The sequence below is a fragment of the Homoserinimonas aerilata genome, assembly GCF_006716125.1.
Lineage (GTDB): Bacteria > Actinomycetota > Actinomycetes > Actinomycetales > Microbacteriaceae > Homoserinimonas > Homoserinimonas aerilata.
This window is the reverse complement of record NZ_VFOM01000001.1, coordinates 1260952-1281680: the sequence shown is the minus strand read 5'-3', so window position 1 is coordinate 1281680 and position 20729 is coordinate 1260952. Positions and strand designations below refer to the sequence as shown.

At 64.5% G+C, this 20729-nt stretch carries 20 protein-coding genes; 15 read left to right on the top strand and 5 right to left on the bottom strand.

The genetic code is table 11. The features are described 5' to 3' along the window. Positions 1-35: 35 nt before the first annotated feature. The 9 genes from FB562_RS06050 to FB562_RS06010 all read left to right on the top strand — a co-directional run bounded on the left by FB562_RS06050 (position 36) and on the right by FB562_RS06010 (position 9921). Complete coding sequence (locus FB562_RS06050; RefSeq protein ID WP_141880322.1) at positions 36-539, top strand: cell division protein SepF; 504 nt, start codon at positions 36-38, stop codon at positions 537-539. Positions 540-610: 71 nt separating this feature from the next. After that, positions 611-922 carry a YggT family protein gene (locus FB562_RS06045; protein ID WP_246081356.1) on the top strand — a complete coding sequence of 104 codons (312 nt, stop codon included), beginning with the start codon at positions 611-613 and terminating at the stop codon, positions 920-922. Positions 923-1023: 101 nt separating this feature from the next. Continuing rightward, a complete protein-coding gene (locus FB562_RS06040) occupies positions 1024-1749 on the top strand; it encodes a DivIVA domain-containing protein (RefSeq protein ID WP_141880321.1) in 726 nt (241 codons plus the stop codon). After that, on the top strand, positions 1736-2317 hold the full coding sequence (gene lspA, locus FB562_RS06035; RefSeq protein ID WP_246081355.1) for a signal peptidase II: 582 nt from the start codon (positions 1736-1738) through the stop codon (positions 2315-2317). Before FB562_RS06040 ends, lspA begins: the two co-directional genes overlap by 14 nt. Positions 2318-2327: 10 nt before the next feature. Next, a complete protein-coding gene (locus tag FB562_RS06030) occupies positions 2328-3248 on the top strand; it encodes an RluA family pseudouridine synthase (RefSeq protein WP_141881107.1) in 921 nt (306 codons plus the stop codon). Between the two features lie 106 nt (positions 3249-3354). Next, positions 3355-6870, top strand: a complete 3516-nt coding sequence (gene dnaE / locus FB562_RS06025) for a DNA polymerase III subunit alpha (RefSeq protein WP_281284311.1) — start codon at positions 3355-3357, stop codon at positions 6868-6870. 61 nt (positions 6871-6931) lie between these two features. Beyond that, complete coding sequence (hisD, locus tag FB562_RS06020; RefSeq protein WP_141880319.1) at positions 6932-8257, top strand: histidinol dehydrogenase; 1326 nt, start codon at positions 6932-6934, stop codon at positions 8255-8257. 56 nt (positions 8258-8313) lie between these two features. Continuing rightward, positions 8314-8787: a transcriptional regulator NrdR gene (gene nrdR / locus FB562_RS06015; protein ID WP_141880318.1), complete on the top strand. Its 474-nt coding sequence runs from the start codon at positions 8314-8316 to the stop codon at positions 8785-8787. A 69-nt stretch (positions 8788-8856) separates the two neighbouring features. Then, positions 8857-9921, top strand: coding sequence for a quinone-dependent dihydroorotate dehydrogenase (locus FB562_RS06010; protein ID WP_141880317.1), 1065 nt, complete (start codon positions 8857-8859; stop codon positions 9919-9921). Positions 9922-9937: 16 nt separating this feature from the next. Here FB562_RS06010 and FB562_RS06005 read toward each other — a convergent pair whose 3' ends face one another. Continuing rightward, positions 9938-10519, bottom strand: coding sequence for a DUF3043 domain-containing protein (locus FB562_RS06005; RefSeq protein ID WP_141880316.1), 582 nt, complete (start codon positions 10517-10519; stop codon positions 9938-9940). A 39-nt stretch (positions 10520-10558) separates the two neighbouring features. On the opposite strand from FB562_RS06005, the gene FB562_RS06000 reads away from it, so the two are divergent. The 6 genes from FB562_RS06000 to FB562_RS05975 all read left to right on the top strand — a co-directional run bounded on the left by FB562_RS06000 (position 10559) and on the right by FB562_RS05975 (position 16198). Next, positions 10559-11974, top strand: coding sequence for a dipeptidase (locus FB562_RS06000; protein WP_141880315.1), 1416 nt, complete (start codon positions 10559-10561; stop codon positions 11972-11974). A 124-nt stretch (positions 11975-12098) separates the two neighbouring features. Beyond that, positions 12099-12473 carry a HesB/IscA family protein gene (locus FB562_RS05995; protein WP_141880314.1) on the top strand — a complete coding sequence of 125 codons (375 nt, stop codon included), beginning with the start codon at positions 12099-12101 and terminating at the stop codon, positions 12471-12473. Positions 12474-12682: 209 nt separating this feature from the next. Then, positions 12683-13561 (top strand): aa3-type cytochrome oxidase subunit II, encoded by an 879-nt coding sequence (gene ctaC, locus FB562_RS05990; RefSeq protein ID WP_141880313.1) that lies wholly within the window; start codon positions 12683-12685, stop codon positions 13559-13561. A 9-nt stretch (positions 13562-13570) separates the two neighbouring features. Beyond that, positions 13571-15334, top strand: coding sequence for an aa3-type cytochrome oxidase subunit I (ctaD, locus tag FB562_RS05985; RefSeq protein ID WP_141880312.1), 1764 nt, complete (start codon positions 13571-13573; stop codon positions 15332-15334). Between the two features lie 5 nt (positions 15335-15339). Then, positions 15340-15762 (top strand): cytochrome c oxidase subunit 4, encoded by a 423-nt coding sequence (locus tag FB562_RS05980; protein ID WP_141880311.1) that lies wholly within the window; start codon positions 15340-15342, stop codon positions 15760-15762. Continuing rightward, positions 15743-16198, top strand: a complete 456-nt coding sequence (locus tag FB562_RS05975; protein ID WP_246081354.1) for a GNAT family N-acetyltransferase — start codon at positions 15743-15745, stop codon at positions 16196-16198. Before FB562_RS05980 ends, FB562_RS05975 begins: the two co-directional genes overlap by 20 nt. A gap of 236 nt (positions 16199-16434) precedes the next feature. Here FB562_RS05975 and qcrB read toward each other — a convergent pair whose 3' ends face one another. The 4 genes from qcrB to ctaE all read right to left on the bottom strand — a co-directional run bounded on the left by qcrB (position 16435) and on the right by ctaE (position 20725). Continuing rightward, positions 16435-18069, bottom strand: coding sequence for a cytochrome bc1 complex cytochrome b subunit (gene qcrB / locus FB562_RS05970; RefSeq protein WP_141880309.1), 1635 nt, complete (start codon positions 18067-18069; stop codon positions 16435-16437). Beyond that, positions 18066-19139 (bottom strand): cytochrome bc1 complex Rieske iron-sulfur subunit, encoded by a 1074-nt coding sequence (gene qcrA, locus FB562_RS05965; RefSeq protein ID WP_141880308.1) that lies wholly within the window; start codon positions 19137-19139, stop codon positions 18066-18068. The genes qcrB and qcrA overlap by 4 nt, the downstream gene beginning before the upstream one ends. A gap of 71 nt (positions 19140-19210) precedes the next feature. Next, on the bottom strand, positions 19211-20020 hold the full coding sequence (qcrC, locus tag FB562_RS05960; protein ID WP_141880307.1) for a cytochrome bc1 complex diheme cytochrome c subunit: 810 nt from the start codon (positions 20018-20020) through the stop codon (positions 19211-19213). 60 nt (positions 20021-20080) lie between these two features. After that, positions 20081-20725, bottom strand: coding sequence for an aa3-type cytochrome oxidase subunit III (gene ctaE, locus FB562_RS05955; RefSeq protein ID WP_141880306.1), 645 nt, complete (start codon positions 20723-20725; stop codon positions 20081-20083). Positions 20726-20729 lie beyond the last annotated feature (4 nt).

The window sequence follows — 20729 nt, the reverse complement described above, 5'->3', positions numbered from 1 at the left end:
CGCAGGAGAAACGTCACGATCAGGAGGCTTCAACCATGGCAAACCCACTTCGCAAGACGATGGTCTACCTCGGCCTTGCCGATGAGGAGTTCGACTATGAAGAGAGCGCCGCGCCCGTCGCTGCCCAGCAGCCGGCACAGCACGCCCAGTCACATCAGCCTGCGCCCGGCAACGCGGTGCAGCACTCGGCTCAGCGTGCGCCTGTCACGCCCCTTCGCCGTGCGACGCCCGCTCGCGTCGTCGCCTCGAACGACATGAACGAGATCCTCACGGTGCACCCGCGTCAGTACAAGGACGCTCAGGTCATCGCCGAGAGCTTCCGCGAGGGCATCCCGGTCATCATCAACCTGTCGCAGATGAGCGAGCCGGATGCTCGGCGCCTCGTCGATTTCGCCAGTGGCCTGTCGCAGGGCCTCTACGGCAAGATCGAGCGTGTCACCTCGAAGGTCTTCCTGCTCTCTCCGGCACATATCGCGGTCAGCGGCGAGCAGTCGCATGTCGACGCGGAGCCGGCTGACGCCTCGTACTTCGCCCAGTAGTCGTCCTGCTGTGGCCTGCCGGTGCTCCGAGTCGTGACGGGGCATGCCCCGGCGGGCCCTAGGCTCGTCCTGTGATCCTCTTCGTCCTGCTGACCATCGCGTACTTCGCGCTGCTCATCTACTTCCTCCTGATGTGGGGGCGTTTTATCCTCGAACTGGTGGTGGCGTTCTCGCGCGGCTGGCGCCCCAAGGGTGCCGTACTCGTGCTCGCTGAGTTCGTCTACACGCTCACCGACCCGCCCGTGCTCTTCACCAGACGGCTCCTTCCTCCCATTCGGCTGGGGGGAATTTCGCTCGATTTCGCATGGAGCATCGTGATGCTGGTGGTGTTGGTGTTACTTTATGTAGTCTCGGCGGGTCGTCAGATGGCGTCCGCCCTGTAACCTTGAGGAGCATCCCGCGCTTTCAGGTTCGGGCAGCCGTGTATTGCTAGCGTTGTCCCAACGTTGCAGTTGATCAACAGAGAGTTTTTGAGGTGACGAGAATGGCGCTTACGCCTGAAGACGTAGTCAACAAGCGGTTTCAGCCGACGAAGTTCCGTGAGGGCTACGACCAGGACGAGGTGGATGACTTCCTCGATGAGGTTGTCGTAGAGCTTCGCCGCCTCGGTCAGGAGAATGAGGAGCTTCGTCAGCGCCTCATCGCCAGCGACTCGCGAATTGCCGAGCTGCAGCGCAGCGGCGCCACGGAGTCTCCTGAGGCCGCCGCTCCGGCCGCCGCAGAGGTTCCGACGTCTGTGGTCGCAGAGCCCGTGCCGGCACCGGCTCCCGCCGCCCCGGCAGAGGCCGCGGCCACTCCGGGTCTCGACGAGACCGGCAGCACCAACAATCTTCTGCAGCTAGCGCGCCGCCTCCACGAGGAGCACGTGCGTGAGGGCATCGAGAAGCGCGACGCGCTCATCGCCGAGGGCCACGCCACTGCGGCTCGTGTCGTCGGCGAGGCAGAGGCCGAGCAGCGCCAGAAGGTCGGCGAGCTCGAGTCCCAGCGTTCCGCACTCGAGTCCCAGATCGAAGAGCTTCGCACCTTCGAACGCGAGTACCGCCAGAACCTCAAGGGTTACATCGAGGGTCAGCTGCGCGAGCTCGAGTCGGCCAACTCGCTGAACACCGGCAGCAACGATGTTCCTGCCGCGCAGAACGAGTTCGGTTCCGACTTCTCGGCTCCGGCCAACCAGCCTCCGGCGAACTTCCAGGGCTTTGTCGGCAACTGAGCCGACAACGAAGGGTCGCTCTCCCCGGGTCAACATTCGGGCACTCGGCGCGCTCGTCGTCGTCGCGTTGCTCGTCTATGGGGCAGATCAACTCAGCAAGGCCTGGGTTGTCGCGGAGCTGATTCCGCGGGAACACAACGAGGTTCTGGGGGAGCTGCTGCAGTTCGTGTTCGTCAAGAACTCGGGTGCGGCGTTCTCCCTGGCCAGTGGCTCGACCTGGATATTCTCCATAGCCGCTTCGGCGGTCACGATCTTCATCGTGCTCTTCGCCCACCGCATCCGCTCGATCGGTTGGGCGGTGCTGTTCGGCATGCTGCTGGGAGGAACGATCGGTAACCTCACCGATCGTCTCTTCCGGGAGCCGGGCTTCGGTGTGGGTCACGTCGTCGACTTCATTCAGGTCTGGGGATTCCCCGCGATCTTCAACATCGCCGACATCTTCATCGTCTCCAGCATGGGGTTGTTCATCATCCTCACGATCCGGGGCATCGGCCTCGACGGCACACGGCATGAGAGCCGCGAGGCTTCGGATGCTGAGCCTGCCGCAGTCGTTGACCACGATCGCTAGCGGGGTGGGTATGGAATCGCGCACGCTTCCCGTTGCAGACGGTCTGGCGGGCGAGCGGGTGGACGCCGCATTGGCGAAACTGATGGGCTTCTCTCGCACCTTCGCCGCCGAGGTGATCGATGCGGGAGGGGTCAGATCCGACGGGGTCACTCTGTCGAAGTCCGACCGCCTTCGCGCCGGCAGCTGGCTCGAGATCGAGTGGCGTCCCCGTGAGGAGCCCTCCATCGTGCCCGCTCTCGTGCCCGGTTTCACGATCGTTCACGATGACGACGACATCGTCGTGATCGACAAGCCGGTCGGGGTTGCGGCGCACCCGTCCGTCGGATGGAACGGGCCCACCGTGCTCGGCGCTCTCGCCGGGGCGGGCTTCCGCATCTCCACGTCGGGGGCAGCCGAACGCGCCGGAATCGTGCATCGGCTGGATGCCGGCACCAGTGGGCTCATGGTGGTCGCGAAGTCGGAGCGCGCCTACACCGAGCTCAAGCGGGCCTTCCACGACCGCGACGTCGACAAGATCTATCACGCCGTCGTCCAGGGGCACCCCGATCCGCTGCGGGGAACCATCGATGCGCCGATCGGTCGGCATCCCTCCTCTGCCTGGAAGTTCGCGGTCGTCGCCGGTGGCAAGGACTCGGTCACGCACTACGAGACGCTCGAGGCCTTTCCCGGCGCGTCGCTGCTCGAGATCCATCTCGAGACGGGGCGCACACACCAGATCCGGGTCCACATGGCGGCGCAGCGGCATCCGTGTGTCGGCGACTCCATGTATGGTGCCGACCCGACCCTGAGCGAGCGCCTCGGGCTGACGCGGCAGTGGCTGCACGCGATGCGTCTCGGGTTCCGGCATCCGGCATCCGGGGAGTATGTCGAGTTCGAGTCGCGCTATCCGGATGATCTCCAGCACGCGCTCGACACGCTTCGCGACGCCTGACGGCCCGCTGCGCGGCCTGTCGGTGGAGTCGACCGTCGTGGGCTCGCCGTAGACTGGAGAACCACCCCGCCCCCTTCTGGATGACCCTCGGCTAGACGGAGAAGTAGTGCCTTCGAGCAACGATTCCTTCGTGCACCTTCATGTGCACAGTGAGTACTCGATGTTGGACGGAGCGGCGCGCGTCAAACCGCTCATCGACGCTGCCGTCGAGCAGGGCATGCCCGCAGTCGCGGTCACCGACCACGGCAACGTCTTCGGGGCGTACGACTTCTGGAAGACGGCTACGAGCGCCGGCATCAAGCCGATCATCGGCACCGAGGCCTACGTCACTCCGGGCACTCACCGCACCGACAAGACCCGCATCAAGTGGGGTAACGGCGGTGAAGACGACGTCTCGGGTGCCGGCGCGTACACGCACATGACGCTTCTGAGTGCCAGCAATGAGGGCCTCCACAACCTGTTCCGGCTGTCGTCGAGGGCCTCACTCGAGGGGTACTACTTCAAGCCGCGTATGGACAGGGAGCTCCTGTCCACGTACGCGGGTGGGCTCATCGCGACCACCGGATGCCCCAGCGGCGAAGTGCAGACCCGCCTGAGGTTGGGGCAGTACGAGGAGGCCAAGAAGGCCGCCGCGGACTTCCGTGACATCTTCGGCAAGGAGAACTACTTCGCCGAGATCATGGATCACGGGCTGGGCATCGAGCGGCGCATCATGAGCGACCTCCTGCGTCTGGCCAAGGATCTCGAACTCCCGCTCGTCGCGACGAACGACCTGCATTACACCCACGCCCACGACGCCACGAGCCATGCCGCACTGCTGTGCGTGCAGTCGGGAACGACCCTCGACGACCCGAAGCGCTTCAAGTTCGACGCCGACGAGTTCTACCTCAAGTCGGCGAGCCAGATGCGTCAGCTGTTCCGCGATCACCCGGAGGCCTGCGACAACACGCTTCTCATCGCGGAACGCTGCGATGTCACCTTCGATGAGGGCGCGAACTTCATGCCGCGGTTCCCCGTTCCCGAGGGTGAGACCGAGGAGAGCTGGTTCGTCAAGGAGGTCGACAAGGGCCTGCACTACCGCTACCCCGATGGGATCCCGGCCGATGTGCGCAGGCAGGCCGACTACGAGGTCGGCGTCATCCTCCAGATGGGGTTCCCGGGTTACTTCCTCGTCGTCGCCGACTTCATCAACTGGTCGAAGGACAACGGCATCCGGGTCGGCCCCGGCCGTGGTTCCGGTGCCGGCTCGATGGCGGCGTATGCGATGCGCATCACCGATCTCGACCCGCTGAGGCACGGGCTCATCTTCGAGCGCTTCCTCAACCCTGATCGTGTCTCCATGCCTGACTTCGATGTCGACTTCGACGACCGTCGCCGCGGCGAGGTCATCAAGTATGTGACCGAGAAGTACGGCGATGAGCGAGTCGCTCAGATCGTCACGTACGGCACCATCAAGGCGAAGCAGGCTCTCAAGGACTCCTCCCGGGTGCTCGGCTTCCCCTTCGGCATGGGGGAGAAGCTGACGAAGGCGATGCCTCCGCCCATCATGGGCAAGGACATCCCGCTCACAGGCATCTTCGACAAGGATCACCCACGCTACAAGGAGGCGGGAGACATCCGGGCCGTCGTCGAGAGCGATGCGGAGGCGAAGACCGTCTTCGAGACGGCGCTGGGCCTCGAGAACCTCAAGCGTCAGTGGGGCGTGCACGCTGCGGGCGTGATCATGTCGAGCGAGCCCCTCATCGACATCATCCCCATCATGAAGCGCGAGCAGGATGGCCAGATCGTCACCCAGTTCGACTATCCGGCGTGTGAGGCGCTCGGCCTCATCAAGATGGACTTCCTGGGGCTGCGAAACCTCACGATCATCGACGACGCCCTCGACAACATCGAGTCGAACCGTGGACACAGGCCCGTTCTCGAGGACCTCGAACTCGACGACCCGGATGCGTATGCGCTTCTGGCGAGGGGCGACACCCTGGGCGTGTTCCAGCTCGACGGCGGCCCCATGCGTGGCCTGCTCCGGCTCATGAAGCCTGACAACTTCGAGGACATCTCCGCCGTCATCGCCCTGTACCGACCCGGCCCCATGGGCGCCGACTCGCACACGAACTATGCGCTCCGCAAGAATGCGATGCAGGAGATCACGCCGATCCATCCCGAGCTCGAGGAACCCCTTCAGGAGATCCTCGGCGGCACCTACGGCCTCATCATCTACCAGGAGCAGGTGATGTCGGTCGCGCAGAAGGTTGCCGGGTTCTCCCTGGGTCAGGCCGACATCCTCCGTCGAGCGATGGGCAAGAAGAAGAAGTCCGAGCTCGACAAGCAGTACGAGGGCTTCAGCGGGGGCATGAAGGAGCGCGGCTTCTCGGATGCCGCGATCAAGGCGCTGTGGGACATCCTGCTGCCCTTCTCCGACTACGCGTTCAACAAGGCGCATTCGGCCGCCTATGGCGTGATCTCGTACTGGACCGCGTATCTGAAGGCCCACTATCCGGCCGAGTACATGGCGGCTCTGCTCACGAGCGTCGGCGATTCCAAGGACAAGCTGGCGATCTACCTCAATGAGTGCCGTCGTATGGGCATCAAGGTTCTTCCGCCGGATGTCAACGAGTCGATCGGTTTCTTCGCCGCCGTCGGCGACGACATCCGTTTCGGTCTGGGAGCCGTGCGCAATGTCGGTTTCGCCGTGGTAGATCAGATCCGTCATGCTCGCGATGAGAAGGGGCGCTTCATCGCGTTCCATGACTTCCTCAAGAAGGTGCCGATCTCGGTCGCGAACAAGCGCACGATCGAGTCACTCATCAAGGCGGGGGCGTTCGATTCGCTCGGCGACACGAGGCGTGCCCTCTATGAGATCCACGAGGATGCGGCCGAAGGTGCTGTACGCGACAAGCGGGCCGAGGCCAATGGCCAGGTCGGCTTCAATTTCGACGATCTCTGGGATGAACCCCAGGCGGCCGGCGGAGTTCCTGAGCGTCCCGAGTGGTCCAAGCGAGATAAACTCCTCTTCGAGCGGGAGATGTTGGGCCTGTACGTCTCCGATCATCCTCTGGCCGGGCTTGAGCTCCAGCTCGCGAAGCATGCCAGCGTGACGATCGCCGACATCCTGGGCGGTGAGGCGGTCAGCGACGGCGAGACGGTCACCATCGCGGGTCTGGTCACATCTGTGCAGCATCGCACGGCACGCAATTCGGGCAATCCGTACGGCCTGATCACGGTCGAGGATTTCGGCGGCGAGATCACGGTCATGTTCCTCGGCAAGACCTACCAGGAGTTCTCTCCTGCGCTTGTGGCCGACTCGATCATGGCCATCCGTGCCAGGGTCAGCGTGCGCGACGACGGCGTCAATCTGCACGCGTCGAGCATGTTCCAGCCCGACACGGGGCAGAGCCTCGGCTCGGGCCCGCTCACGATCTCGGTGCCCGAGTTCCGGGCCACAACCGATGTGGTGACGGCGCTGGGAGACGTGCTGATCCGCCATTCGGGTGACACGGAGGTTCGGCTCAAACTGGTCAAGGGCGACACGGCGCGGATGTTCGAGGTTCCCTACCCGGTGACGGTGACCGCCGATCTGTACGGTGAGCTGAAATCGCTGCTGGGCCCATCCTGTCTGGCCTGACGGTCGGGAGGACCCGCCTGATCATCCGCTGGTCGGCACTGAAGATAAGGTTGATCTCGCCATGATCCAGACCATTGACCTGCGAGGCCTCGAGCCCAGTGCGAGTGAACTTCTCGCCCTCATTCCCCGCTCCCTGACGGATGTGTCGGCGGCGTCCGCAGTGGCGGAGCAACTTATAGGGGAGGTCAGGAGCGGCGGCACAGATGCGCTGCTCGGGCAGGCGGAGCGCCTCGACGGAGTTCGACCCGCAACGCTGCGGGTTCCGGCCGAGGCGATCGCTGCTGCGGTCGAGGCGCTCGAGCCGTCCGTTCGGGAGGCGCTCGAGGAGGCCATCCACCGTGTGCGCGCGGCGAGTTCGGCGCAGGTTCCGGCTCCGACGGTGACGTCGCTCGGGGATGGCGCCGAGGTCCTCCAGCGGTGGACGCCCGTCGCCCGCGTCGGGCTGTATGTCCCCGGCGGCAAGGCGGTGTACCCGTCGAGCGTGGTCATGAATGTCGTTCCCGCGCAGGTCGCGGGGGTCACGTCAATCGCCCTCGCATCGCCTCCGCAGAAGGCTTTCGGGGGTTCCGTGCATCCGACGATCCTCGGAGCAGCCGGCCTGCTCGGCGTCGATGAGGTCTACGCCATGGGAGGGGCCGGCGCGATCGGCGCCTTCGCCTATGGCGTTCCCGATGCGGGTCTCGACCCTGTTCAGCTCATCACCGGCCCGGGCAATGTGTATGTCGCCGCGGCGAAGAGACTCGTTCGTGGTCAGGCGGGAATCGACTCTGAGGCGGGCCCGACCGAGATCCTGGTGATCGCGGATGCTGCGGCCGACGCCTATCTGGTCGCATCCGATCTCATCAGTCAGGCGGAACATGACGAGCTCGCCTCTGCGGTGCTCGTCACCGATTCGGCAGAGTTCGCCCAGGCGGTCGAGCGGGAGCTCGGGCGACTGGTCCCGCTGGCGGCGCACCGTGCCCGGGTCGAGGAGGCGCTCGGCGGCAGACAGTCGGCGCTCGTGCTCGTCGACGGGCTTGCGGACGCGGCCGCGTTCAGCAATGCCTACGGTCCGGAGCATCTTGAGCTTCAGGTCGCCGATGTCGACGCACTGCTCGAGCTCATCGACAGCGCGGGTGCGATCTTCGTCGGCGAGAACTCGCCCGTCAGCCTTGGCGACTATCTCGCGGGCTCGAACCATGTTCTCCCGACGGGCGGGCAGGCCCGTTTCTCCTCGGGGCTGGGGGCCTACACCTTCCTGCGACCGCAGCAGGTCATCCGTTACAGCCGGGAGGCGCTGCGTGGCGTCGAGCAGCGCATCGTCGCGCTGGCGACGGCGGAGGATCTTCCCGCTCATGCCGCAGCGGTCACGGCGCGGTTCGATGGGGGAGCCGAGCGACAGGGCTGAGCCCGGGGCTGCTCCTGCGGGGCTTCCCACCTGCGGTGGCCTATCCTTGTGTCACCATGTTCTGCCCTTTCTGCCGCCATCCAGATTCGAGGGTCATCGATTCGCGCACGAGCGATGACGGCCTGTCGATCCGTCGTCGTCGTCAGTGCCCTGAGTGCGGGCGCCGTTTCAGCACGACCGAGACCGCGAGCCTCAGCGTCGTGAAGCGCAATGGCGTTCTCGAGCCATTCAGTCGGGAGAAGGTCGTGGCGGGCGTGCGCAAGGCATGCCAGGGGCGGCCTGTGACGGACACCGATCTGGCTCTTCTCGCCCAGCGTGTGGAGGAGTCGATCCGGGCCACCGGTGCCTCTCAGATCGAGGCGAACGACATCGGGCTGGCGATTCTGGCGCCGCTGCGTGAGCTGGACGAGGTGGCGTATCTGCGCTTCGCCAGCGTCTATCAGGCCTTCGAGTCGTTGGAGGATTTCGAGTCCGCGATCGGCCAGCTGCGGGTGGAGCACGGTGGTCGTCCGGAGGAGCAGACGTCATAGTGACGGATGCTGTCGGCTTCGCCGAGGGGTGACATGCGTCGACGCCGTGACCGCTAGTGTGGCAACGGCATGTATCGCTTACTCTTCTCCCTCATCCTGACCCGACTCGATCCGGAGTTCGCCCACACCGTGGCATTCCGGGTCATCCGTGCCCTTCCCGTGACGGGAGTCGGCCAGCTTCTTCGTCGTTTCCTGCGGCCGGATGCCTCGCTGCGGGTCACCGCGCTCGGAACGACGTTCCCGTCGCCGTTCGGTGTCGCCGCCGGCTTCGACAAGGAGGGGCTCGCCATCCGTGCCCTGGGGCAGCTCGGCTTCGGGCATGTCGAGGTGGGAACCCTCACGGCGCGGGCACAGCCGGGCAACGAGCGCCCGCGCATGTTCCGGCTTGTCGCCGATCGTGCCGTCATCAATCGCATGGGTTTCAACAATCACGGCTCCGCGGCGGCGGCCTCGCGCCTGGAGCGCGAGATGGCGAGACGCATCCGCCCCGTGATCGGCGCGAACATCGGCAAGAGTCGTGTGGTCGAGGTGGACGATGCGATCGACGACTATCTGCAGAGCACACGGTTGGTGGCTCCGCACAGTGACTACCTCGCGGTGAATGTCAGCTCACCGAACACTCCGGGCCTGCGCGGTCTCCAGGAGATAGACCGTCTTGCCCCGCTGTTGTCGGCGGTGCGGGATGCGGCGGGCGCGACGCCCGTTCTGGTCAAGATCGCCCCCGATCTCTCCGACGACGAGGTGCGTCGCATCGCCGCCCTCGCCGTCGAGCTCGGCCTCGCCGGTGTCATCGGCACGAACACCACGATCTCCCGCGAGGGGCTGCGCTCCGATCCCGCGACGATCGAACGGATCGGTGCTGGCGGCCTCTCCGGGGCACCCGTGCGGGCGCGGTCGCTCGAGGTTCTACACATCCTGCGTGAGGAGCTCCCCGAGACGATGTGCGTGATATCGGTCGGCGGCGTGGAGACCGCCGCCGATGTCATGGAACGACTGGATGCGGGTGCCACCCTTGTGCAGGGATACACCGGATTCATCTACCGTGGCCCGTTGTGGGCAGCCGGTATCAACAGGGCGCTGAAGCGGGCAGGCTACAGAGCTGCCACGCCACGAACGGGTGCTGCCGAGAGCTGAGCTGCCCGCTGGCGGATCACTCGGGGTATGCCCAACGCTTGACCTGCGGCTTCGGCAGTCGCATGAAGCGCATCTGCAGGCAGCGCATCGCGCAGTACCAGCGGGCGCCCTTCTGCACCTTGTCTGCTCCGAACTTCTTCGCGAGACGTCGTGAGACGAGCATGCCGGCGATGATGCAGTCGAGCACTGCGAGCAGGAAGAACGCCCACAGAACGAAGATGGCGATGACCTGCATGGCCGCGCTGTTCACGAACGAGATGATGATGACGAGGAACATGACGGGGATCATGATCTCGCCGACGCTGAACCGCGCATCGACGTAGTCGCGCACGTAGCGGCGCTGTGCGCCCTTGTCGCGCTCCGGCAGGAACCTCTCCTCGCCATTGGCCATGCCGATTCGGGCCCGCTCACGAGCCTCGTTGTACTTGGCCTTGGACTCCTTGTTGGCCGCCTTACGGTCGTTGGAGACGAGGGGGCGCAGATTCGCGGCTTCGCGCTCCTTGCGCGTCGGCGTCGGCCGGCCCTTGCCCGAGACGGATTCGTCTGTTGTGTCGGGTTCGGAGGATCCGGCGGGGGAGGTGGGGTCGGGCTTGGCCATGGAGTTTCCTTGCGTAGTGGTCGCCTTAAGATTACCTGCATGAGTTCTTCTGAGATCACGGCAGCCCCCGACGACGCGTCCCTGGTCGACGCACTCCGCAGTAGCGTTCGCGATGGAATGCCTGCGGCGATCGCCGACCTTTCGCGCCTCGTGCGCATCCCGTCCGTCTCCTGGCCGGCATTCGACCCGCGCCATGTCGATGAGAGCGCGGATGCTGTGGCCGCGCTTCTGGAGGGTCTGGGCGTCTTCGAGTCGGTACAGGTCGCGCGCGCGCCGATCGGCGACGGTGAGGCATCCGGCAAGCCTGCTGTTCTCGCCCGCAGGGCGGCGAAGAACGGCAAGCCGACGATCCTGCTCTACGCGCATCACGATGTGCAGCCCCCCGGCCAGGACGAGGACTGGGAGTCGCCGCCGTTCGAGCCGACCCTCCGGGGCGAGAGACTCTTCGGCAGGGGTGCGGCCGACGACAAGGCCGGCGTCATGGCGCATGTCGGCGCCATCCGGGCGTTCGTGGAGACGGTCGGTGCCGATTTCGATCTTGGACTCGCGGTCTTCATCGAGGGCGAGGAGGAGTCCGGCTCCCTCTCATTCCGCAATTTCATCCAGCAGCACAGGGCCGAGCTCGAGGCGGATGCGATCGTGGTGGCCGACTCCGACAACTGGGACGTCGACACCCCGGCGCTCACGGTCGCCCTCCGCGGCAATGTGGCTTTCGTGCTCGAGGTGCGCACGCTCGCGCATGCCTCCCACTCCGGCATGTTCGGGGGAGCGGTTCCGGACGCGATGATGGCGCTCGTTCGCATCCTCGCCTCCTTCCATGGAGCCGACGGCGCCGTCGCCGTCGAAGGGCTGACGTCGCAGGACATGCAGACGCCCGAATACCCCGAATCGCAGTTGCGCGAGGAGGCGGGCCTGCTCGAGGGCGTCACGCCGATCGGCTCGGGCAGCATCCTGAGCAGGCTGTGGGCGCAGCCTGCCGTCACGGTGACGGGAGTCGACGCGCCGTCGGTCGCGAACGCATCGAACACACTGTCCCCGATGGCGCGGGCGCGCGTGAGCGTGCGCATCGCGCCCGGGCAGACGGCGGATTCCGCGCTCGAGGCGATTCGGCAGCACATCGACGCGGCCACACCCTTCGGAGCGCAGGTCTCGCTCTCGGGATTCGAGCTGGGCGACCCGTTCCTCGTGGACACGAGCGGTTGGGCGGTCGCGGAGGCCAGACGGGCGATGACGGATGCCTGGGGCGTCGAGTCGGTCGAGACCGGCATCGGCGGCTCCATTCCGTTCATCGCCGATCTCGTCGAGGTGTTCCCGTCCGCTCAGATCCTCGTCACGGGTGTCGAGGATCCGGAGTCCAAGGCGCACAGCCCCAATGAGTCGCTGCATCTGGGCGTGTTCCAGAAGGCGATCCTCACGGAGGCTCTGCTCCTGGCACGGATGAACGCCCGCGACTGATTCGGGGCGGGTTCGGGCATCCGGCGCGGCCCACTTTCGGACGTGGAGCCTATTTGCCCGCCGGATGCTTACACTGGAAGAAGAATTCCCCGGCCGGTCCGGGGCGAGAACCTAGGGAGTGGTCATGACTGACACCACACTGGCAGAAGCCGTCTCGGAAGAGACGGCGGCCGCGCACGGCGTGCTGCTGACGGATGCCGCCGCAGGCAAGGTGCGCGCGCTCTACGAGCAGGAGGGTCGCGACGACCTGCGCCTGCGCGTTGCCGTACAGCCGGGCGGATGCTCCGGGCTGATCTACCAGCTCTATTTCGACGAGCGTCTGCTCGACGGCGACAACACGGTCGATTTCGACGGCGTGGAGGTCGTGGTCGACAAGATGAGCGTGCCGTACCTCGACGGTGCGACGATCGATTTCGAGGACACGATCCAGAAGCAGGGCTTCACGATCGACAACCCCAATGCTGGCGGAAGCTGCGCGTGTGGGGACTCGTTCCACTGATTTCTGCATGACCCGGTGGTTCCGGATGCCCCGACACGGGCAGCAGGAACCGACAAACTTCTCGACACGGCGGGGAGTCGCCATCGGCGGCTCCCCGTTTTCGCCGCTCCGGGCCGTTTCGGGTTCGAGACAGCGCGTCCGAAAGGGATAGGCTGATTCCTGTCAATAGACTGTGTCCGTACAGTTCCACGTCATCCGAGAGGTCACAGGTGCGTTTCAACCGCCGTCTTCGATGGGCCGCAGTGCCGATTGCAGCAACCCTTGTCGTCGTCCTTGCAGGATGCACCCAGGCTCAGCTGAGGGGCTTCCTGCCCGGCGAGCCGGGGATCACCAACCACACCGACCGCATCGCCGGCCTGTGGACCACCTCCTGGATGGTGCTGATCCTGGTCGGCCTCATCACCTGGGGTCTCATCCTCTGGGTCGCCGTGGTCTACCGCCGCCGCAAGGGCCAGACCGGGCTTCCCGTGCAGCTGCGCTACAACCTGCCGATCGAGATCTTCTACACGATCGTTCCGCTCATCCTTGTGATCGGCTTCTTCGCGTTCACAGCGCGTGACCAGGCGGCCATCGAGGAGCCGACCGAGAACCCGGATGTCCAGATCGAGGTCTTCGCCAAGCGTTGGGCCTGGGACTTCAACTACCTCAACGAGGGTCCCGGCAGCGAAGGCGTCTACTACCAGGGCATTCAGGCTCAGGAGACCGATGAGGCGCCCTTCATCGATTACGAACAGCTTCCGGTGCTCTACCTCCCGGTCGGCAAGACGGTCGAGATCGACCTCGAGAGCCGCGACGTCGTGCACTCCTTCTGGGTCGTTGACTTCCTCTACAAGAAAGACAACGTTCCCGGCAAGAGCAACTACATGTACTTCACTCCTCTCGAGGAGGGCGAGTACATGGGCAAGTGTGCCGAGCTCTGCGGCGAGTATCACTCGCTCATGCTCTTCAAGGTGAAGGTCGTCTCGCAGGGCGAATACGACGACTACATCCAGAGCCTCGTCGATGCAGGCCAGACGGGAACCCGTGGCCCCGAGTACAACACGAACACGAATCAGCCCGGCACCGAGGCGCCGGCACACCGGGAGTAGCGCGACATCATGAGCACCACAACTGAGAGTCGTCCGGAAGCCGCCGACGCGGCACCCGCAGCGGGCACCGTGGCGTCGAGCCACACCATCTCACCCACCGCGCGCCGCAAGGGCAACGTGCTGGTGAACTGGATCACCTCGACCGACCACAAGACGATCGGGTACATGTACCTGATCAGTTCCGTCGTGTACTTCTGCATCGGCGGCGTGATGGCCCTGATCATCCGCGCCCAGCTCTTCGCACCCGGTCTGGACCTGCTCCAGACCAAGGAGCAGTACAATCAGCTCTTCACCATGCATGGCACGATCATGCTGCTCATGTTCGCGACCCCGCTGTTCGCCGGATTCGCCAATGTGTTGATGCCTCTGCAGATAGGGGCGCCCGATGTGGCGTTCCCGCGTCTCAACGCCTTCGCCTACTGGCTGTACAGCTTCGGCAGCCTGATCGCGGTGGCCGGGTTCCTGACGCCGCAGGGTGCGGCGTCCTTCGGATGGTTCGCCTATACGCCGCTGTCGAGCACGACGTTCTCGCCAGGGCTTGGTGGGCATCTATGGGTGCTCGGACTCGGCATCAGTGGTTTCGGAACGATCCTCGGAGCCGTCAACTTCATCACCACGATCATAACGATGCGTGCCCCGGGCATGACCATGTGGCGCATGCCGATCTTCACGTGGAACACCCTCGTGACCTCGATCCTCGTGCTCATGGCGTTCCCCGTTCTTGCTGCCGCCATGTTCGGCCTCGCCGCGGACCGTATCTTCGGCGCTCATATATACAACGTCGAAGCCGGGGGAGCGATCCTCTGGCAGCATCTGTTCTGGTTCTTCGGCCATCCTGAGGTCTACATCATTGCGCTGCCGTTCTTCGGCATCGTCTCCGAGGTGTTCCCCGTCTTCAGCCGCAAGCCGATCTTCGGGTACAAGACACTCGTCTACGCCACCATCGCCATTGCGGCCCTGTCGGTGACCGTCTGGGCTCACCACATGTACGTCACGGGCTCCGTGCTGCTGCCGTTCTTCTCCCTCATGACGATGCTCATTGCGGTTCCGACCGGAGTGAAGATTTTCAACTGGATCGGAACGATGTGGAGGGGCTCCGTCACCTTCGAGACCCCGATGCTCTGGGCGATCGGCTTCCTTGTCACGTTCACCTTCGGTGGCCTCACCGGCGTGATCCTCGCGTCGCCGCCGCTCGACTTCCACGTCTCCGACACCTACTTCGTCGTGGCCCACTTCCACTACGTCGTGTTCGGAACCGTCGTGTTCGCCATGTTCAGCGGCTTCTACTTCTGGTGGCCCAAGTGGACGGGCAAGATGCTCAACGAGAAGTTGGGCAAGATCCACTTCTGGCTGCTGTTCATCGGCTTCCACACGACCTTCCTTGTGCAGCACTGGCTCGGAGTCGTGGGCATGCCTCGCCGCTACGCCACCTACCAACCAGAAGACGGCTACACGTGGATGAACGAGCTCTCCACGATCGGCGCAGCCATCCTGGGCATCTCGATGATCCCGTTCCTGCTGAACGTGTACCTCACCGCCCGTAACGCTCCCAAGGTCACGGTGAACGACCCCTGGGGCTACGGACGCTCGCTCGAGTGGGCCACGTCCTGCCCGCCGCCTCGGCACAACTTCACCTCCATCCCGCGTATCCGTTCGGAGTCTCCGGCGTTCGACCTCAACCATCCTGAGGCTGCCATGCCGGTCGGCATCGGTCCGGCCAAAGACGCGCCTGACGCTCCCGTGTACGACAAAGCCGACGAGAAGGTGAAGTAACCGCAGTGAAGACCAGTGCCAATATCTTCTGGACGATCGCCGTCTTCTTCTTCGTCGTCTCCGCCATGTACACGGTGTGGAGCCTTCTCGACTTCCACCATGGAACGGTCGAATGGGCGGGTACGCTCGCTCTCGCGCTCTGTGGGATTCTGAGCGGTTTCATCGCCTTCTATGTCGGAAAGTCGTACAGCTCGCAGGGCGGCGAGCTGCCCGAAGACAGGCTCGACGCGAATATCGACGACGGTGATCCCGAGCTCGGTCACTTCAGCCCCTGGAGCTGGTGGCCCATTCTGCTCGCTGGAGGAGGCTCGCTCGTAGTGATGGGCATCGGCGTCGGTGTCTGGATCAGTTTCATCGGTGCTGCCCTCCTCCTGGTGTCGCTGGTCGGATGGGTCTATGAGTACTACCGTGGAAACTTCGGTCACTAGGACTCGTATACGGTCGGCGTCCGCTGCGGATGCCGCCGGAGTCTTTGCGCTTGTGGAGCAGCTCGCCGACAGCTATGTCGTCGAGCGTTCCGCGTTTGAGAGCGCCTTCGCAGAGGCCATCGATGAGCGAAGCCACACTGTGCTTCTTGTCGCTGAGGCCGGGGATTCCCGCATCGTCGGTTACGCCCTCATGACGGTCGCGCGCCTGCTGTACACGAAGGATGACGCCGCCCAGATCCAGGAGTTGATCGTGGATTCGGCGGCACGGGGCTCTGGTGTAGGCAGCAGGCTCGTCTACGCGGTGGAGGACATCTGCAGGGCCAGAGGCCTCAGTCAGCTTTCCGTCGCCAGCAGCAGGGCTCCAGGCTTCTACGACCGGCTCGACTATCGCTCGACCGCCGACTTCCTCAAGAAGGTCTTCGACTCGGAGCACTGAGCGATCCCCGCTGTGCAGATGCGAGAGGACTCCTCGTCGCGCACAGCCAATCTTGCTCTGCCGTCTGCCGCTGCTTACTGCCTGCCCGCCTACTGTTGCCGGTTGCTGGTTGCTGGTTGCTGGTTGCTGGTGCTGTCCGCAGCACGTGATTCTTGGTGCCAGTGTCGGGTGTGATGGAGAGAAAGAAGAGGCCCCGCGCATTGCTGCGCGAGGCCTCTTCGTCGTTCTGAGGCTGCCTAGTGGTGGCCGCCCTGCTCGAGCTCGCCCTTGGTGGGCGGGGAGATGCGGTCTTCGAAGAACCAGCGTGAGAGGCTGGCGCGCATCCGCTGCCCAACGGTGATCTTTCCCTGGTCGTTCGGGCGGATCATGAGCGGCGTGTAGTCGTCGTAGCTGACCAGTCGCCAGCGGTCGTACTCCGACAGCGGCTGGTGAACCTCGACGTACTCGCCCCCGGGCAGGCGCACGATGCGTCCCGACTCGTAGCCGTGAAGGGCGATCTCTCGATCCTTCTTCTGAAGGGCGAGGCACACGCGCTTCGTGATCAGGTAGGCGATGATCGTTCCAAAGATCAGCAGGGCCTGCAGGGCGTGGGTGACGCCCTCGATGCTGAGTCTGAAGTGGGTTGCCATGAGGTCCGAGCTCGCGGCGGCCCACATCACGGCGTAGAAGGTCACCCCGGCGGCACCGATCGCGGTGCGCGTCGGGGCGTTGCGGGGGCGCTGGGCCATGTGGTGTTCGCGCTTGTCGCCGGTGATCCACGCCTCGATGAAGGGGTAGATCGCGACGAGCACGATGAACGCACCGATGACGGCAAGCGGAGCCAGGATGTTCATCGAGACGGTCCACGGCCCGAGCATGAACTCCCAGCCCGGCGGCACGAGACGAAGCCCGCCGTCGGCGAACCCGATGTACCAGTCCGGCTGCGTTCCCGCAGAGACGGGGGAAGGGTCGTAGGGGCCGTAGTTCCAGACCGGGTTGATCGAGAACAGCGAGGCGATCAGCACGATCGTTCCGAAGACGATGAAGAAGAACCCACCGGCCTTTGCCGCGAACGTCGGCATGACCGGCACACCGACGACGTTGTCGTTGGTGCGACCGGGGCCGGCGAACTGGGTGTGCTTGTTGATGATCATCAACAGCAGGTGAACGCCGAGTGCGGCGATCAGGATCGCGGGGAGCAGCATGATGTGCAGCACGAAGAGGCGAGGAACGATGTCGAGCCCGGGGAACTCTCCGCCGAAGAGGAGGTAGGAGATCCAGGTGCCCACGATCGGGATTCCCTTGACCATTCCGTCGATGATGCGCAGGCCGTTGCCCGAGAGGAGGTCGTCGGGGAGTGAGTAGCCGGTGAAGCCCTCTGCCATTGCCAGGATGAACAGCACGAAGCCGATCACCCAGTTGATCTCGCGGGGCTTGCGGAACGCGCCCGTGAAGAACACGCGCAGCATGTGGAGGCCGATGGCTGCCACGAACAACAGGGCAGCCCAGTGGTGCACCTGGCGCATCAGGAGGCCGCCGCGGATGTCGAAGGAGATATCGAGCGTCGACGCCATGGCGGCGGACATCTCGATGCCCTTCATGGGAACGTATGAGCCCTCGTAGGTGACGTGTGCCATCGACGGCTCGAAGAAGAACGTGAGGAACGTTCCCGAGATGAGGATGGCGACGAAGCTGTACAGCGCCACCTCGCCGAGCATGAACGACCAGTGATCGGGGAAGATCTTACGGCCGAGCTCTTTGACGACACCGGAGACGCTGGTGCGCTCATCGATGTAGTTGGCGGCGGCGTTGGTGAAACGCATCCCGCGTCCCGGCGGAGTCACCGGTGCGTCGGGCGTCGTCGTGGTGGTCTCGGGGGCTGTGGTCGTCATGCTGAACGCTCCCAGAAGCTCGGGCCGACTGGCTCTGTGAAGTCGCTCTGGGCGATGAGATAGCCCTCTGAGTCGACGGCGATGGGCAACTGCGGCAGCGGCCGCTTGGCCGGGCCGAAGATGACCTCACAGTGGTTCGTTACATCGAACGTTGACTGGTGGCAGGGGCACAGCAGGTGGTGCGTGTGCTGCTCGTACAGTGCCACGGGGCATCCGACGTGGGTACAGATCTTGGAGTACGCGACGATGCCGTTGTACGACCAGTCCTTGCGCTCGGGAAGCTCGTTCAGATCAGACGGGTCGAGCTTCATGAGGAGGACGGCAGCCTTGGCCTTCTCCTCGAGCTTGTGCTCGGCATTCTCGAGGCCTTCGGGAATGACGTGGAAGACGGAGCCCAGCGTGACGTCTGATGCCTTGATGGGGGCACCGGAGGGGTCGAGGGCGAGGCGCGTGCCCTTCTTCCACAGTGTGGTCTTGAAGAGGGCGACGGGATCCTCGGCTGGTGCCAGATCGCGGAAGAACACGATCGCCGGCAGCGGGAAGACCGCGAGTGCACCGATCAGGCTGTTGCGGATGAGCTTGCGGCGGGTGAAACCCGACTCCTTGTTGCCGAGGGTGAAGATGTTCGCGGCGGCGGCCCGGGTGCTTTCGGTGCCGCGCGTGCTGTGCCGCTGCTCGACCATCTCCTCGCTGTGCATGAGGTTCTTCGCCCAGTAGATCGCGCCAATGCCAAGAGGAATCAGCGCGAGGGTGATGCCGAGGCCCAAGAACAGCGTGTTCAGGCGTACCGAAACCAGATCACCCGGGACGATCGGGAAGACGATGTAGGCGACGATCGCGAAGATGCTGCCGACGATCGAGAGGATGAAGAGTCCGCCGACGCGGCGTGAGGCCTGACGCTCCTTGGCCGGATCGAGATCTGTCACCCGCAGGTTGTGCGGAGGCAGTCCCGGGTTCGCGAACGCGTCTGAGGCGACGACCGCCGTGCCCGGTGATGCTGCGGGCGGCAGGCTCTTCTCGACAGCCGAGCCGGCAGCGGCGGAAGAATCGCCGTTGTCCTGCTGTGCCATTCTCTTCCCTTCGATTGGCGTCGTTCGTGCGAGCGGCGCTTTGTGCTGTGGTGATAAGTGGTGGTTGGCGCCTAGTTCGCGCGTGCGGCGATCCAGACCGTCACGCCGACGATGGCCCCGAGGCCGAAGATCCAGATGAAGAGGCCCTCCGAGACCGGGCCGAGACTGCCCAGTGTGAAGCCGCCCACTGAGGGGGACTCCTCCAGATACTTGAGGTAGCTGACGATGTCGGCCTTGTCCTGGGGGGAGATGTTCATGTCATTGAACACCGGCATGTTCTGGGGGCCGGTCGCCATGGCCTCGTAGATGTGCTTCGACTCGACACCGTGCAGGGCGGGGGCGTACTTGCCCTCGGTGAGCGCCCCACCGGCACCGGCCACGTTGTGGCACATGGCGCAGTTGATGCGGAACAGTTCGCCTCCGTTGGCGAGGTCAGCCTCGCCGTTGAGAAGCGACTCGTCAGGGATTGCAGGCCCGGGGGCGAGGGACGCGACGTATGCGGCAAGCGCGGCGATCTGAGCATCCGTGAACTGGACCGGCTTCTTCTCAGCCTGCGGTCCTTGAATGGCCATGGGCATCCGGCCGGTCCCGACCTGGAAGTCGACTGCTGCGGCGCCGACGCCGTGCAGGCTCACCCCGTCTTCGGTGCCTTCAGCGTTCATGCCGTGGCAGGTTGCGCAGTTCGCGGCGAAGAGGGCCTGGCCCTCTTCGATGGTCTGCTGCGAGACCACCGAGGTCTCAGCAGTGGCCGTCGAGGTGAAGAGTGCGTAGGCGCCACCGGTCGTGACCAGACCGACGAGGACCAGGGCGACACTCGCCAGCGGATGACGACGACCGGATCGCTTGCGGCGATTGGCGGATGATGTCGAATCGATTCCCATGGTGTTGTGGTCTTCCCGTTCCTGATCTGCGTGTTTCGTAAGCCTGAGGAGCCGTGGTGGCTATTTGAGGACGTAGATGACCAGGAAGAGCCCGATCCATACGACGTCGACGAAGTGCCAGTAGTAGGAGACGACGATCGCGCTGGTCGCCTCCTTGTGTCCGAAGTTCTTGACCGCGTATGCGCGACCGATGATCAGCAGGAACGCGATGAGCCCGCCGAGAACGTGAAGGCCGTGGAACCCGGTGGTGATGTAGAAGGCTGACCCGTACTGGTTGGAGCTCAGCCCGATGTACTCGCTGACCAGGGTTGCGTACTCGAAGACCTGGCCTGTGACGAACATCGCGCCCATCACGTAGCTCAGGAAGAACCACTCGACGAGGCCCCACTTGCTCAGCTGCCAGATCGAACCCGTGCGGCGTGGCTGCAGTCGCTCGGCAGCGAACACCCCGAACTGGGCTGTGACCGAGGAGAGCACGAGGATGATCGTGATCGTCAGCGCGAAGGGAACGTTGAGCACGGCGGTCTCAGCGGCCCAGACCTCCGGCGATGTGCCTCTCAGCGTGAAGTAGATCGCGAACAGCCCGGCGAAGAACATCACCTCGCTGCCCAGCCAGACGATCGTGCCGATCGCGACGACATTCGGCCTGTTGATGACAGGGGCCGCAGGGGAGTGAGTAAGAGAGGTGCTGGTCACGACTCCCATTATG